The following is a 342-nucleotide window of genomic DNA, read 5'->3' as shown; positions in this document are numbered from 1 at the left end:
TCCACGGCCTTGCGGCCACCAGCACCTGAAGCTGGCGTGTCTACCAATTTCACCATCTGGGCAGTATCAGCAGCGTTGTGTGCCGTTGATGGAGCGCACTATACGGAGAGCCATTTGATCTGTAAACCCCTGTTTTTGCTTTTAATTAAATCTCGAGGGCAAGAACGGTCCATTGGGAGGCGTGGTGCGCCGGATCGAGGAAATGGCAGGGGGATAAAACGCAAAAACCCGCTTTCGCGGGTTCTTGTGAGATTTCAGAGTGATACTCTGAAACTTGAATTGGTGCCCAGAAGAAGACTCGAACTTCCACGGCCTTGCGGCCACCAGCACCTGAAGCTGGCG

Annotated in this window: 1 protein-coding gene; it reads right to left on the bottom strand. The window is 53.5% G+C overall.

What is annotated here, in order from left to right; genetic code table 11:
* Positions 1-145 precede the first annotated feature (145 nt).
* The coding region (locus tag UCMB321_RS31275; RefSeq protein ID WP_209437221.1) for a hypothetical protein at positions 146-342 on the bottom strand (197 nt) is incomplete at its 5' end.

This window comes from Pseudomonas batumici (assembly GCF_000820515.1).
Lineage (GTDB): Bacteria > Pseudomonadota > Gammaproteobacteria > Pseudomonadales > Pseudomonadaceae > Aquipseudomonas > Aquipseudomonas batumici.
Note: the sequence above shows the minus strand (reverse complement) of the source record. Positions and strands in the feature narration are given on the sequence as shown.